Below are 14,694 nucleotides of genomic sequence, written 5' to 3' on the forward strand. Positions count from 1 at the left end.
TGGGTCGCATGGGAAGGGATGGGCGGAGGTATAGTTGCGTTTGCTGGTGCCGCAACTGTAAATACCCCGTTAAGCAAAACGGGGTTCTCCGTTCATTGGAGGTCGAGGCGGGAGGGAATGCATCAGGCACTGAGAACCCGATCTCCGTGCCTCCATTTGCGCGCACACCGGCCCCCCTGCATCTCCGTGCCATCGCGTGAGACAATCCGCTTGCCTCAGAGGCGCAGGGGACCGTCTGGAGGGAGAAGGCGGATCGGATCGACGCTATGGTACCCGTCCGCGCGCCGAACGTACGCCTCGTAGTGGAGATGCGGGCCGGTGGTGCGCCCGGTCCCCCCGACGCGGCCGATCAGCTGGCCGCGCCGCACGCGATCGCCCGGGCGCACGGAGAGGGCGGAGAGGTGGGCGTATCGCGTGAGAAAGGTGTCGCCGTGGCGGAGGTCCACGCCGATGCCGTAAGTGGGCGAGCGAAAGGTGGCGAGCACCACGCCGTCCGCCGTGGCGGAGACGGGCGCGCCATGCGGGGCCGCGATGTCCAGCCCCCAGTGCGGCAGGACGCGGCGCACCACCGGATGGTACCGGCGCGGCGCGTAGGCGCTGGTGATGGTTCCCGCGGCCAGCGGCGCCGCATCGGGGACAAAGACTCGCACCGAGTCCACACGGGCGGCGATGCGCGCCTCACGGCTGCGGAGCTCCTCGTAGCGCGCCAGGAGCGGACTTGGGCGTTGCGCGTTCGGCGGTAGTCCAACCCGCGCCTCCACCCGCGAGATGCGCCGTTCCAGGCTGTCCAGCCGCAGCGCCAGGCCCGCGTGGGTCGAGGGCGGTGCGGCACGCAGGAGACCCGCGCCGCACGCCGCCAACACGAGCGCACCCGCCAGCGCCGCACGTGCGGGGATCATGGGTCGAGCGGCGTGTTGGCCACGCGCGGCGTCGCGACGGGACGCGCGGGTGCGGTGGGGACCGTCGCCACCTCATCGATCGGCTGGAGCGGCGACGCCGCGCCGGGGCCACTTCGGTTCTCGAGCACAACCTCCATCCGCGGCTCGCCGCCGTCATCCGAGTACAGGCGCACGCGCGGTCCGCGCACCCCGAGCTGGCGGGTGAGCGAAAGGATCTGCTCGGCGCCCACTTCCAGCTTCTCTACGCGCGTGGCGAAGAAGCGCCCGTCCGCCTGCCGCGCCACGCGGGACGCGTAGATCCGCTCCGCCTGCCGCTCGAGCAGCCAAAAACCCGTTCCCGCTGGCATGTCGGCGAGCGGGATGACGACGCCGTGGCCCTCGGGGAAGCGGTACGTGCCCGAGCGCGGGACGGGCGATGCGGCCAGCCACCCCAGCCGCGCACGGGCCAGCGACGAAAGGGTGCGGCCGTATCCCTCCGGGAAGAAGCACTCGCTCTCCCCCAGCCCCAGCGTGTGGAGGATCAGGCGCGTGGTCCCCATCACGTCCGGCTGCGCGCCGCGGGGGACGTGGACGGCCAGCACGTGGCCCGCACGCAGCCGGCGCCCGCCCGAGCGGAGATCCAGCTCCGGGTGCACGATGCGGCTGGCGAATGGCGTGTCCGACTCCACCGTCAGGATCACCAGGTCGATCTCCCCGTCGTCGTCGCGCGAGGTCGGGATGCCGTCTGGGCCGTCGTTGTCGTAGACGCTCAGGTCGAGCTGGCGCGCCCACGATTCGAGCGCCATCGACGCCAGGCGCTCCAGCTCGCGCGGCTGGCCCGCGGCGGCGCGCCACTGCGGCGCCACCAGCAGGGGGAGGGTGCGCGTGGTGAAGCGCATCGCCCCGCCCGACTCGCGCGTGAGCAGGTCGCGCACGGTGCCGCCCTCGTCGCTTCCCTCGCCAAAGAGGCGCGCGGCGAGGGTACGCTCGTCGAAGGTGGGGACGCGGTTGCCGATGGAGATCGGGATCACCAGCGCGCCCAGCGGCCCCACGCCGGCGTAGCGCGCGCCGGGGAGCGGCTTCAGCCCGCCCTCGTTGACCAGGCCGACCGGGAGCGGGGGGCCGGCGGGGACGGGCTGGGCGGCGGCCGCGGGATACGCCCCCCCGGACCCGGGGTATCCATTAACGGAGCTTGCCGGCAGGAACGGACCGTCCGCCCGGCGCAGCCCGCCGGCCGAGGCGCAGGCGGAAAGGGCGAGGGCGATCGGCGCGATGCGGAGTGCGGTCTGGAGATGGGCGGGACGCGGCATGGCTTCCTGCGTGTGGACGGTGGCGGGCCCGGCGGGCAGGCCGGGCGCATGGCGGCGGGCGATCGAGCCCCCTGCACTCGAGATACCCCGAATCAGAGAACAGGCTCACGACCATGGAACAGCCCCGCCTCAACCTCCTCCTCCGCACCCTCATCGACCACAAGGGCTCCGACCTCCACCTTTCTCCCGGAATCGAGCCGCGCATCCGGGTGGACGGCGAGATGATCCCCCTGCAGATGACGGCGCTGACGGGCGACCACATCCAGGCCGTGGTGCAGGAGGTGATGGACGCACCGCTGCGCGAGCGCTGGCGCGACACGGAGGACCTCGACTTCGCCTATGAATCGCCGGACCTGGGGCGCTTTCGGGTGAACGTGTACACGGGCCGGCGCGGGGTCGGGGCCGTGCTCCGCGTGATCCCGGCCGTCATCCCGAGCGCGCAGGACCTCCGCCTTCCCCCGGCCATCACGGCGCTGGCGCGCATCCCCAACGGCTTGGTGCTGGTGACGGGCCCCACCGGGTCGGGCAAGTCGACCACGCTGGCCGCGCTGGTGGACCTCATCAACCGGCAGCGCGCGGGGCACATCATCACCATCGAAGACCCGGTCGAGTTCACGCACGAGAGCCGCACCTCCATCGTCACGCACCGCGAGGTGGGGCGTGACGTCCCCTCCTTTCCACGCGCGCTGCGGGCGGCGCTCCGCGAGGACCCGGACGTGGTGGTGGTGGGCGAGATCCGCGACGTGGAGACGATGCAGCTCGCCCTTTCCGCCGCGGAGACGGGGCACCTGGTATTCGGGACGCTGCACACCAGCAGCGCCACCAAGACGGCCAACCGCGTGGTCGACATGATGCCACCCGAGCGGCAGCAGCAGGTGCGCACCCAGTTCGCGGACGTGCTGCGCGCCATCGTCACGCAGCGCCTGGTGAGGAAGCGCGGCGGCGGCCGGCTGGGCGCCTACGAGATCCTCCTCAACACCACGCCCGTGCAGAACAACATCAAGGAGAACAAGCCATCGCTCATCGAGGGCGCGATGAACGACAGGGCCAGCGGAATGCAGACCCTGGAGCGCGCGCTTGCCCTGATGGTGGTGCAGGGGTGGGTGGAGGAGGACGAGGCGATGGCCGCCGCCAACAGCCCCGAGAGCCTGCGCACCGAGATCGGCTCCCTGCGCGTTCCAGACCGAGCCCGGCCCTGGTGAAGAAAGCCATCACACGGAGAACACGGAGGGAACCACAGAGCCGCGGAGACCCCTCCTGTTCCTCTCTTCTTGCCCTCTGTGGCTCTGTGTGAGACGTGGTTCTGGATGCCTCCGCATTGACGAGGCAAAGGGGTTGATCATCGGGTGTTTATTGGTTAAGTTGTACTCCTGCAAACAGTTAAGACGGTTCGCCGGGTGGGTTGCGGCGCTCCCATGGATTCGCTTCCCGGCGCCGGCCGCACAGTGCGGGCGCCCCGAAACGCGAGATAGATCGGACATGAACTCGAACCTCCAGGCACTCGGGGCCGCCGCCATCATCTTCGGCGTCGCCGCATCGCTTCCGAACGATACAAAGAGCGCCGCCCCGCCGGCCGAGCACGCGCAGCCGCCGGTCGCCGCCGCCGCGTTCCGGCCTGCCGCCCAGGCCGTGCTGAGCGGGGTGGGGATCGAGAAGCCCGCGCCCGTGGAAGAGCTGTCCGAGGCGGAGACCGCGCTGGCAGCGCTTGCCGGCGACGTCCGCAAGCAGAGCCATCCGGACGCGCTGCGCCTGGCCTTCGAGGCCTACTACAACTACAAGGCGGAGCATCCGAACGAGGTCCGCAAGCCGTACCTGTACTTCGTGGATTACGGGCTGGACAGCCGCACCAAGCGCGGCTACGTCTTCGACATGGAGGCGCTGCGGGTGGTGGACGGACCGTTCGCCGTGGCGCACGGCCGCGGGTCCGGCGCCAAGTACGGCGTCCCCACGAAGTTCACGAACCGTGAGGGGAGCGCCACCTCTTCGCTGGGCCTGTTCAAGGCGCGCGAGGTCTACGCCTTCACCGGGCACGCGAGCGGCCAGGTGTACCGTTCGGTCGGACTGCGCCTGGACGGGGTCTCCGGCCGCTTCAACAGCGCCGCCCGCCAGCGCCGTGTCGTGGTGCACGGCGCGCCATACGTGAGCGAGAGCGAGGCCGGCCGCAGCGAAGGGTGCCCCGCGATGGACCCGGCGCGCGCCCAGAAGCTGATCCCCAGGATCGGCAACGGCGGGATGGTCTTCCTCTTCTCGCCGCTCGACAAGACGTGGCTGAAGAGCGACCCGTGGGTGCACCGGGATGCGCTGAACGGATGATGCTGGTGGCGGCTCCGCGCGTGCAAAAGCGTGGAGCCGCTTTGACATCTTCCCGGGAAAGCAGCAATACCGGACCGGGGGTGTGACACGAAGCGAAGATGTATCGCCCGTGTCACAAGCAGGGCAGTTAAACTGGACATCGCTGGCAGCATGTTTGCGCGGATCGTATGTTTACCTCCCTCGCGTGCTGCCTCCCTACGCCGCGCCCCCCTGAAAGGCGATTTCCGCATGGCTCTTGGTGAGATTCGCGAGTTCCTAGATGCGCATACGCCCCGCCTGCGGTCGCTCGAAGACCGCACGCGGCGCGAATCCACCACCTCGGACCGAAGCGCCACCCGTGAGGCGCTCATGGAGCTCAGCCTCGCGCTGGAAGAGCTGCGCGTGTCCGAGGAGGAGCTGCGCGTGCAGAGCGACATGCTCAGCGCCGTGCAGCATGCGCTGGAGACGGAGCGTGCGCGCTACCTGGGCTTCTTCACCCACCTGCCCGACCCGTGCCTGGTGACCGACGCGGCCGGCGTGGTGCGCGAGGCGAACCGCGCCGCAGGCGAGCTCCTGGGTGCGCGTCCGGAAGCCCTGGCCGGAAAGCCGCTCGCCGTGTTCGTGGGCGAAGAGGACCGGCGCGACTTCCGCAACCGCATCCTGGAAGGGCTTCCGCAGGACGAGACGGCGGAGTGGGAGGTCAGCCTGCGCCCGCGCGGCGCCCTTCCCCTGCGCGTGAAGGCGCGGGTGAGTGTGATGCGCGAGGCGCAGGGCCGCGCCGCTCTGATCTGGGTCTTCCGCGGCCTGGCGGATTCGCTGGACTCCGCGCGCGACGAGACGACGCTGCTGGAGGCGATGCTGGACGCCCTGGCCACGCCGGCCTGCGCGCTGGACCTGGACGGCACCCTCCTTCGCTGGAACCGCGCCGCGACCGACGCGCTGGGCTGGGAACCGGAGACGGTGGGCGAAGCCTGCCCCGTGCGCTTCCCCGGCGAGGAGGCGGGGGGCGATGCCCTTCTGCGCACCCGCGAGCGGCTGGACGGCGTGCCGGCGGAGGTGACGCGCGGCAACGGGCAGACCGTGCGCCTGCGCGCCTCCGTTGCGCCGCTCCTGGCCGGAGATGCGCGGCGCGGGACGCTCCTCACCTTCGCCGCCGAGACGCCCGAGGCGCGCACCAGCGAGCGCGACGACGCGGAGTCCATCCTCCAGCAGTGCCGCTCCGCCCTGGCGGGTGAGGCCGCGACCGGCACCGTGTACGAGCGGCTCCGCACTTGGATCGCGTCTGGGCTGCACCTGGGCCACCTGCGCCCGGGGAGCCGCCTCCCCAGCATCCGCCAGGTGGCGGACGCGGCTGGGGCCGAGCACCGCGCCGTCGCCGCCGCCTATCGCGCCCTCGCCGCAGAGGGGCTGGTGGAGGTCCGCAACCGGCAGGGCGCATTCGTGGCAGGCGCGTGGGAGCCCGCGGCGCCGCCGCTGGGCGAGACGGCCGATTGGCTGGCCGGCGTGCTGGAGGGCGCCTCGGGGCTGCGCATCCGCATCCCGCAGCTCGCCGACGTGGTGGGCCGCTGGACGACCTCCACCCGCGTGCGCTGCGCCTGCATGGAGTCGGTTGAGGACGAGCGCGCCGCGCTCGTGGCGGAGATGGCGGGGCAGTGGGGGATGGAGGCCATCCCGGTGGCGCCGGGCTCCTTCCGTGCCGATGGCCGCGGGGCTCCGGAGGCGCTGCATGGCGTGGAGCTGATCGTCACCACCGCCTTCCACGCCACCGAGGCGCACGCCGCCGGCCGCGCGCTGGGGATCCCGGTGCTGGTGCTGGCCGCCGGCCCAGAGATGGTGCAGGCGGCGGAGGAGCGGCTGGCCGAGGGTCCGCTCACCGCCGTGGTAGCCGATGCGGGGTACGCGGCCCGTCTCCGCTTCCTTCGCGGCTCCGAGCGCCTACGCGTGGTGCTGGCCGACGATGCGGCCGCGATCGCGTCGCTCACCCCGTCCGAGAGTGTGCTGCTGACGCCCGCCGCGCGGCAGAAGCTGGGAAGCGACTCCCCGCGGATGCTGGTGCCGCTCCCGTCGTTCGTCTCCCGCACGCCGGCGCGCACCATCGCGGCGCTCCTGATCCAGCACAACATCGCGCCCGCCCGCCGCCGGGGGTGACACCCTGGCCGCTGGTCTGAACGCAACGGAGGCGAGGGACCCGCGGCATCCGGGGTTCCTCGCCTCCGTTCTTTGCGAAGCATCCATGCGGGCGGCGGCTGACGTATTGCTCTCATGGACGGCGGTGATTGTGAAACGCCGGCGTCTAAAACCGGGGGATGAATCCCCCGGCTGGAACCACGCGAAGCCGGCTGAAGCCGGCTCGTGAAACGCGATATTCGACGGGGAGTCCGCGCAGGCGGACTTTGTGCTGTTGTTGCAGCGAGTTCACTCGCCAGAACCTCTTCACCGCGAATGCGCCGAAGCTCCGCCCTCCTCCCCGCAATGGCCGCGATCACCGCGCTGGCCACCGCTGGCTGCTCGCCGAGGCGGGCGGCGGAGTCGCTGCTGCTGGGGAGCCACTTCGTACGCACCGAGGGCGTGGCGTATGGGCCGGAAGCGCGGCACCGGCTGGACGTGTACCGGCCGAAGGCGGTGCGTGCATCCGCGCCGGTATTGGTGTTCCTCCACGGCGGGCGCTGGAACAGCGGGTCGCGCGGGGACTACCGTCTCCTGGGTGACGCCCTCACGCGGCGGGGGTGGGTGGCGGTCGTCCCCGATTACCGGCTCGCGCCCGCGGTCCGCTTCCCGGCGTGGGTGGAAGACGGGGCGCGTGCCGTCCGCTGGGCCCGCGACAATGCCGCGCGCTTCGGGGGAGACAGCACCCGCATCTTCGTGGTGGGGCACTCCGCGGGCGGCCACAGCGCCGCGCTCCTGGCGCTCGACGAGCACTTCCTGCGCGACGCCGGGGTTCCCGCGGGGGCGGTGCGGGGCTTCGTCTCGCTCGCCGGGCCCGTCGACACCACCTGGACCGACCCGGACGTGCAGGCGCTGATGGGCCCGCGCGAGGGCTGGCCCGCCACCTATCCCGCCACCCACGTCGACGGCACCGAACCCCCGCTCCTCCTTCTCCACGGCGGCGGCGACCGCACCGTGGCGGTGGAGAACTCCGTGCGGTTGGCCGCGCGCATCCGGAATCGTGGGGGGTGCGCGCGCTCGATCGTGTACCCGGGCGTGGGACACGTGAAGATCGTGGTCGCGCTCTCCGCGCCCCGCCTGCGGATCGCGCCGGTGCTGGACGACGTCGACGCCTTCGTGCGCGACCCGCGCCGCGGCTGCACCGCGGCAAGGTAGAGTCTGCTCAGGCGGAGTTCACAGACGGAAAGAGGCCCGGGAACCGTTGCGGTCCCCGGGCCTCTTTACGTGCGACGATCAGGAAGCGGCCGGGCGGGCGGCGCGCTTGCGGGGAGCGCCGCGGCGGCCCCGGGTCCCACGCTCGCCACGTGCGGTGGCCGCGGCACGCTCGGCCTGGAGCGCGGCGCGAGCCTCCGCGCGGGCTGCCTTGCGGCGCGCCCGGCCATGCTCACGCGTCTCCTCCAGCTCCTTCAGGAACATCTCGGATGCGGTCGCGAAAGCGCCGCGCTTCCGCAGCTCGGTCAGCAGCACGCCGGTGAACTCCTGCACCGCGCGCCGCAGCGAGCTGTCCGACGCGTAGCCGCAGGTGTACGCCACCGAGAGCACCGTCTGCGCCTGGTCGTCCAGGAGCTCGCAGGCCAGCAGCACGCGCATCCATGCAAGGATGCGGCGTGGGGGCGGCAGGTCCGCCTGCTCGGCCCATCGAAGCAGCGTCCGCTCGGAGAGCCGGAGCGCCGCGGCCAGGTCGCGCCCGTGCCCGCCCTCGGCCACCACCTCGGCGGCAGCCATCAGCAGGGCGCGCGCGCGTCCGGAAAGGTTCGCCGGCAGGGAGCGCTCCAGCAGGCTCTGCAGCGGCCGCCCCTGCGCCGCGCGCAGCCGCCGGGTGATCGCCTCCAGCGTGTCTTCCTCGTCCAGCGCGATGATCTCCTTCACCCCCCACTCGCCCAGCGTGCGCAGGTCGCGCATCCGCCCGCGCTGCACCTCGAGGGCGGCGATCACCGTCGCGGTGGGGAACTCCCACAGCAGCGAGCGCAGCTCCGGCGCCAGCTCCGCCTCGGAGCCGTAGGTGCGCCGGTACGGGTCCACCACCACCAGCGCGGCCGGCGGCGACTCCTGCAGGGTCGTGCGCAGCACGTCCCAGTCGGAGACGAACTGGGTCTGGAAGCGCTGGCTGCCGATGCGCCGCATCCGCTCCTTGAACACGGAATCCGGATGCATCACGATCAGCGGCCGAAGAATGGGTTGCATGCTGCCTCAGCTCGGCTGGATGAACGTACTCGTGTCGGATCGCGTCATACGTAGAACACACATCAAGCTACCGCGTCGATCACGACTTGTCCAGCGTTTCCGCCAAACCTCCGGTGATTGAACCGATTCGCGGCCATACCTAGTTAACGTGTGTTGCGAGTTGGGTGGACGGAACACAGTGCCCCTCCCCGCAGTTTGAGGGAGGGGCAGCGAGGAACAAGCGCGGTGGGGCCCGCGCTACTTCGTCGCCTCGCGCCGCGCGGCCTCCGCGGCGGCGCGGGCGCGGCGGTCGGTGGCGGCGCGGCCGCGGCCCGTGACGATGCTTTCCGGCCCCAACTCCTTGAACTCCGCCAATTCCCGGATGAAGGCGTGCGTCGCGCGCTCGAACGCCCCCTCGCGCCTCAGGTGTGTGGGGATGGTGCCGAGGAAGTCCTGCATCGCGCGCCGCAGGCTGCTGTCCGACGCGTAGCCGCACGCGCACGCCACGCTGAACACGGTGCGCCCCGGGTCGTCGAGCAGCGACGAAGCCAGCAGGATGCGCATCCAGGCCAGGATCCGGCGCGGCGGGGGGAGGCGAGAGCGCTCTGCCCAGCGCAGCACGGTGCGCTGGGAAAGGTGGAGCGCGCGCGCCAGGTCGCGCCCCTTCCCGCCCATCGACACCACCTCGGCGGCCGTCATCAGCAGGGTACGCGACTGGCCAGACACGGTGGCGGGAAGCGAGCGCGCAAGCAGGTTCTGCAGCGGGCGGCCCTGCGCCAGCTGTAGCCGTCGCAGCATCCCCTCGCCGGTATCGTCCTCGTAGATGGAGATGACGTCCGCCACTCCCCACTCGCCCAGCGTGCGGAGGTCGTGCGAGCAGCCGGCGCGCACGTCAATCGCGGCCACCACGGTGATGGAGGGGAACTCCCAAAGGAAACCGCGCAGCTCCGGAGTCACCTTCCAGAGGCCGCGCGCGTTCTTGCGGTAGGGGTCCAGCACCAGGAGGGTGGAAGGCGGCGCCTGGGCGGCTGCCGCGCGAAGCTCGGGCCACGTGGAGACCGATTGGCAACGGAACACCTTTGCACTAATCGATTGAACACGTTCCCGGAATGCACCATTTGGGTGCATGATGAGCAGTGTGCGGCGCGGCGGGGGCATGACGTGTCCGGAATTAACTGGAGCCAGACGAAAGAAGAATGGGCAGTCGGGCGGCCGTACGCACAAATATACTGTGCCTCACGTGGCCACCGCGCCCTGCCCGTACCAACTCCCTGCACATTGGAACCTCAGTATGAAGACCGCCCGCATCCTTCTCGCCGTTATCTCCCTGGCCGCTCTGGCCGCCTGCGGAAACGAATCCATCACCGGCTCCCCGGCGCCCGGGGCCGTGCGCCACGACACTGCGCCCGCCACGGTCAACGACGACACCACTGGGGACTCGGGCGCTGACGCCATCACGGAAGACACGCCGCCGCCGCCCTGTGCCGGTACGATCGTAATCACCACCGACGCCAGCGGCAACATCACCTACACGTGCGTGACCACGCCTCCGCGAGGCGGGCAGTACGGCTCGGGGGGCTGAGCCCCGCCATAGTCGTCAAAAAAAGAGGAACGGGCGGCGGGGGCGAACCCCGCCGCCCGTTCCTCTTTTTGCGCTTACTACCGGGCGTTGGCCAGTTCCAGCGTCCGCACCAGGCTCGCCGCGAACATGTCCGTGTCCGCGCTCGCGGGCGCGGCGGTACCCGTGGCGCGAAGCTCGGTGCGGCGCCCGTTGCGGACCGCGTCGAGCACCGTCTCGGCGCTGATCATCACCTTGGCCTGGCGCAGTTCGGTCGCCAGGGCCAGCGCCTGTTCGGCCGCCTGCTCCGCGCGGTCCCACTCGCCCAGCGACGACGCGCCGTGCGCCATCTCCAGCATCGCGGAGGCGAGGACCGGGCGAACCTCCGGCTCCTTCGCCAGCCGGTTCACCTCAACCCACGCCTTGCGGAACACCTCCCGGTCGCCTACGCCGCCGGCCGCTCGCGCGATGTTCGCCACCGCGCTGACGCCGCGGTCGCGCTGCCCGATGACGTGCGGGCGCAGCGCCTCGAACACCTCCAGCGCCGGCGCGAAACGGCCCTGCTCCATCCAGAGGTACGCCACGTCGTGCGCGAGGAGGGGAAGGCGCTCGTGGTGCGGGCCGTACGCGCGGAACGCCGCACGGGCGTATTCCTCCGCCTGCGCGTGCCGCCCCGTCTCGGTGGCGACCACGAACAGGTCGTGCGCCGCCATGCCCTGCAGCGCGGGCAGGCCCTTCCGCCGCGCGGCCCGGAGCGCCTTGATGTGCATGCGGTGCGCGACGGGGAAGCTGCCGCGCTTGATGGCCATGTTCCCCAGCGCGATGTAGGCGCGGGCGTAGGTCTCCCAGTCGCCAACCTGGCGGGAGATCATGATGGCGTGCCGGAACCAGGTCTCGGCACGTGCCATCTCGGCCCGGTCGCGAGCAACCTGCCCCACCTTGAGCGCCAGCCCCGCGCTGCGCGGCATGGCGAGCGCGGCCGCCTGGGTGAAGGCGAGCGCCGTCGCCCCGTGCTGCTCTTCCTCCGCCCATTCCCCAATTGCGGTGCACGCAGCGGCCACCGCGTCGCCAGGGGTGTCCTCGGGCGCGGCGAGCAGGCCGCCGATGACGGTGAGCGGCTCGGTGATCTCGTGCGGCAGGCGCGCGGCCGCCACTTCGGCGAGGCGCTTGCGGCTCGCTTCGGCCGAGAACAGGGTGGAGCGCTCTCCGGGCTCCGCCGTGGCCCAGAACATCACGTTGCGGTACGACTGCCAGAGAAGGACCCCCGCCTCGCTGCCGACTTCGCGCAGGATGTCCATCCCTTCCAGCGTCTCCGAACCGCGGATCAGGGGGGGCGGCGTCCGCCACCGGCGGGGCTCGCGCACGTTGGTCTTGGCGCGGGTGGCTCTCATTATACGGTCTCCTTGTGCCTTCATTGGGTGCTCGGTCTGTAAACTTTCCGTATACGATACGCATCGCGGCTCGCGTGCGCCAGATTTTTAGCACTCGAAGCGTCGATATTCCCGACGACCCGGTTCAGAATCCGACGCGTGGTGTACAGTGCGAGTCCGGGCGCACCACGATTGCACATCTCTGGTGCGGCCTGACGGTTATCAGTACCCGCCAGGGTCTACACCGTTTCCTTCCCCCTCCGCCGCGAACGCCGCGGCGGTTCCTGGGCGTCCATCAGGGGACAGGACGATCTGGCCGTCCCGCGCGTCCACCCGTGCGACGCCGCCGAGCTCCAGCATCCCGAAGAGGAGCTCGTCCCCCAGCGGACGGAGGATCCGCTCCTCGATCAGGCGGGCCAGCGGGCGGGCGCCGTTGGCCGGGTCCAGCCCGTGCTCGGCCAGCCACGCCCGCGCCGCCGGGGTCAGCTCCAGCTCCACCCCCCGCGCGGCGAGCCGCGCGCCCACTTCCGCCACCATCCGCTCCACGATCCGCTCCATTACCTCCAGCCCCAGCGGCGCGAAGGCGATGCGGGCGTCCAGCCGGTTGCGGAACTCGGGCGAGAAGGTCCGCTCGAACGCCCGCGCGTCGTCGTTCGGGGCCGCATCGGCGCCGGAGAAGCCGGGGCGGCGGCGCGAGAGTTCTTCCGCCCCCACGTTGCTCGTCATCACCAGCACCACGTTCCTGAAGTCGGCCTGCTTCCCGTTGTTGTCGGTCAGGCGGCCGTAGTCCATCACCTGCAGCAGGAGGTTGAAGACGTCCGGGTGCGCCTTCTCCACCTCGTCCAGCAGCACCACCGCGTGCGGGGTGCGCCGCACCGCCTCGGTGAGCAGCCCCGCCTGGTCGAACCCCACGTACCCCGGCGGCGCGCCGATCAGCCGCGATACGGTGTGGCGCTCCATGTACTCGCTCATGTCGAAGCGGATCAGCTCGATCCCCATCACCTCGGCGAGGGAGCGTGCCACTTCCGTCTTTCCGACGCCGGTGGGGCCGGTGAAGAGGAAGGAGCCGATCGGCTTGCGCGGGTCGCGGAGCCCGGCGCGCGACAGCTTGATGGCGGCGGCGAGCTGCCCGATCGCGCTGTCCTGCCCGAAGACGCGAGCCTTGAGCTCCGACTCCAGCGTACGCAGCCGCTCGCGGTCGCTGCCGGCGACGGTGCGGGGCGGGATCTGCGCCATGGTCGCCAGGATGCGCTCCACCGTTTCGGCATCCACGTCCGCCGGCTCGGTGCTGCCCTCGGGGGCGGCGAGCCTGGCTTCGGCGCCCGCCTCGTCCATCAGGTCGATGGCCTTGTCCGGCAGGCGGCGGTCGTGCAGGTAGCGGGCGCTCAGCTCGGCGGCGGCGCGCAGGGCGGCGTCGGCGTAGCGCACGTTGTGGAACTCCTCGTAGCGCCCCCGCAGCCCTTCCAGGATGCGGACCGTGTCCTCCGTGCCAGGCTCCGGGACGTCGATCTTCTGGAAGCGGCGGGCGAGCGCCCGGTCGCGCTCGAAGTGTGTCCTCAGCTCCTCGTGCGTGGTGGAGCCGATGCAGCGCAGCCCGGCCGCGAGGGCGGGCTTGAGGAGGTTGGATGCGTCCATGCTCCCGCCGCTGGTGCTACCCGCGCCTACCAGGGTGTGGATCTCGTCCACGAAGAGGATAGCGCCGGGGCGGGCTTCCAGCTCCTTGAGCACCGCCTTGAGCCGCTCCTCGAAGTCGCCGCGGTAGCGGGTGCCGGCCAGGAGCGCCCCCATGTCCAGCGCAAAGATCTCGGCGCCTCGCAGTGGGGCGGGGACTTCGCCGCTGTGGATGCGGAGCGCCAGTCCCTCGGCGAGCGCCGTCTTCCCGACGCCCGGGTCGCCGACGAAGAGCGGGTTGTTCTTGCGGCGGCGGGCCAGCACGTGGATGGCCCGCCCCAGCTCGCGCTCGCGGCCGATCAGCGGATCGACTCTCCCCTCCGCCGCCTGCCGGTTTAGGTTGACGGCGAAGCGGGCCAGCGCGTCGCCCTCGTCGCGGGCATCCTCGTTTTCCTCGTGGGCAGGCCCCGCGGGGACGGCTTCCGGGGAGGCGGAGGCGCGGCGCATCAGCTCCATGCGGTCCGCGCCAGCTTCCTGGAGAAAGTGAGCGGCGAAGGAGTCTTCCTCGTCCCACATCGCGACCAGGACGTGGGCGCCGGTCACTTCTTCACGGCCCGAGCGCAGCGCCTGGAGCGCCGCCTGCTGCACCGCACGGTGGAATCCGAGCGTGGGCGTGCTGTTGTCGACCGGCACGCCGGTGCCGCTGCGGACCTCCTCGTCCAGGAAGCGCTCCAGCCTGCGGCGGAGGCGGTCCGGGCGGGCGCCGGCGGCTTCGACGGCGGAGGCGGTGGCGTCGTCGTGGAGGAGCGCGAAGAGGAGGTGCTCCAGCCCGGCGTAGGCGTGCCCCCGGCGGGCCGCTTCCAGCACGGCCAGGTGGAGGCTTACCTCCAGCTCGGGGCGCAGCGCGGGGGTGGACATCGGCTACTCCGGCTCCACGCTCAGCAGCAGGGGGTAGCCCTGCGCCTTCGCTTCGGCGGCGACCCGCTCCACCCGCGTCTCCGCCTCGTCGCGCGTGTAGCTTCCCGCCACTCCGTGCCCCGCGTGGTGCACCTGCAGCATGATCTGCGTCGCCTCGGTCGTCGTCTTCTCGAAGAAGCGTACGAGTACCTCCACCACGAACTCCATGGAAGTGTAGTCGTCGTTGTGGAGGAGGACCCGGAAGAGGCGCGGGGTGCGCGTGGCGGGGCGCTCGCGAACCGCGATCCCCTCTTCACGCTCCGGCCGCACGGCGGGCCCGCGCTCCGGTGGCTTCTTCGGCTCGGTCATCTCTCGCGAATCGGCGGCTCTCCACTTCCCGGCGTGCACTTCCATCTCCTGTTACATACCTGCAACGTCCGGACCGTACA

12 protein-coding genes are annotated in these 14,694 nt (G+C 71.4%); 5 read left to right on the forward strand and 7 right to left on the reverse strand.

Annotated elements, in window-relative coordinates; genetic code table 11:
- Positions 1-215: 215 nt before the first annotated feature.
- Together VF647_01160 and VF647_01165 are read right to left on the reverse strand one after the other, a co-directional pair.
- Positions 216-899: a M23 family metallopeptidase gene (locus VF647_01160; protein HEX8450668.1), complete on the reverse strand. Its 684-nt coding sequence runs from the start codon at positions 897-899 to the stop codon at positions 216-218.
- Entirely contained in the window at positions 896-2,188 is a 1,293-nt protein-coding gene (locus VF647_01165) for a hypothetical protein (protein HEX8450669.1), read from the reverse strand. Before VF647_01165 ends, VF647_01160 begins: the two co-directional genes overlap by 4 nt.
- Positions 2,189-2,301: 113 nt before the next feature.
- Between VF647_01165 and VF647_01170 the strand changes: the two genes are divergently transcribed.
- The 4 genes from VF647_01170 (at position 2,302) to VF647_01185 (ending at position 7,801) form a co-directional block, all read left to right on the forward strand.
- Positions 2,302-3,390 carry a PilT/PilU family type 4a pilus ATPase gene (locus tag VF647_01170; GenBank protein HEX8450670.1) on the forward strand — a complete coding sequence of 363 codons (1,089 nt, stop codon included), beginning with the start codon at positions 2,302-2,304 and terminating at the stop codon, positions 3,388-3,390.
- Positions 3,391-3,667: 277 nt separating this feature from the next.
- Positions 3,668-4,501 carry a murein L,D-transpeptidase catalytic domain family protein gene (locus tag VF647_01175; GenBank protein ID HEX8450671.1) on the forward strand — a complete coding sequence of 278 codons (834 nt, stop codon included), beginning with the start codon at positions 3,668-3,670 and terminating at the stop codon, positions 4,499-4,501.
- Positions 4,502-4,849: 348 nt separating this feature from the next.
- Positions 4,850-6,628, forward strand: coding sequence for a PAS domain-containing protein (locus VF647_01180; GenBank protein ID HEX8450672.1), 1,779 nt, complete (start codon positions 4,850-4,852; stop codon positions 6,626-6,628).
- 294 nt (positions 6,629-6,922) lie between these two features.
- The gene (locus tag VF647_01185; protein HEX8450673.1) at positions 6,923-7,801 is read left to right on the forward strand and encodes an alpha/beta hydrolase; all 879 of its coding nucleotides are present in this window, start codon (positions 6,923-6,925) and stop codon (positions 7,799-7,801) included.
- Between the two features lie 78 nt (positions 7,802-7,879).
- Here the strand turns inward: VF647_01185 and VF647_01190 are convergent, their stop codons facing one another.
- Positions 7,880-8,830 carry a helix-turn-helix domain-containing protein gene (locus VF647_01190; GenBank protein HEX8450674.1) on the reverse strand — a complete coding sequence of 317 codons (951 nt, stop codon included), beginning with the start codon at positions 8,828-8,830 and terminating at the stop codon, positions 7,880-7,882.
- A gap of 237 nt (positions 8,831-9,067) precedes the next feature.
- Positions 9,068-9,886 (reverse strand): helix-turn-helix domain-containing protein, encoded by an 819-nt coding sequence (locus tag VF647_01195; protein ID HEX8450675.1) that lies wholly within the window; start codon positions 9,884-9,886, stop codon positions 9,068-9,070.
- Positions 9,887-10,100: 214 nt separating this feature from the next.
- Between VF647_01195 and VF647_01200 the strand changes: the two genes are divergently transcribed.
- Complete coding sequence (locus VF647_01200; GenBank protein HEX8450676.1) at positions 10,101-10,391, forward strand: hypothetical protein; 291 nt, start codon at positions 10,101-10,103, stop codon at positions 10,389-10,391.
- Positions 10,392-10,468: 77 nt separating this feature from the next.
- On the opposite strand, the gene VF647_01205 is transcribed toward VF647_01200, so the two are convergent.
- The 3 genes from VF647_01205 to VF647_01215 form a co-directional block, all read right to left on the reverse strand.
- Positions 10,469-11,758, reverse strand: coding sequence for a hypothetical protein (locus VF647_01205; GenBank protein HEX8450677.1), 1,290 nt, complete (start codon positions 11,756-11,758; stop codon positions 10,469-10,471).
- 201 nt (positions 11,759-11,959) lie between these two features.
- Positions 11,960-14,266: an AAA family ATPase gene (locus VF647_01210; GenBank protein HEX8450678.1), complete on the reverse strand. Its 2,307-nt coding sequence runs from the start codon at positions 14,264-14,266 to the stop codon at positions 11,960-11,962.
- A gap of 3 nt (positions 14,267-14,269) precedes the next feature.
- The gene (locus VF647_01215) at positions 14,270-14,614 is read right to left on the reverse strand and encodes an ATP-dependent Clp protease adaptor ClpS (protein ID HEX8450679.1); all 345 of its coding nucleotides are present in this window, start codon (positions 14,612-14,614) and stop codon (positions 14,270-14,272) included.
- Between the last annotated feature and the right edge of the window lie 80 nt (positions 14,615-14,694).

Origin of the sequence: Longimicrobium sp. (assembly GCA_036387335.1) — a bacterium.
In the GTDB taxonomy this organism is placed as follows: domain Bacteria; phylum Gemmatimonadota; class Gemmatimonadetes; order Longimicrobiales; family Longimicrobiaceae; genus Longimicrobium.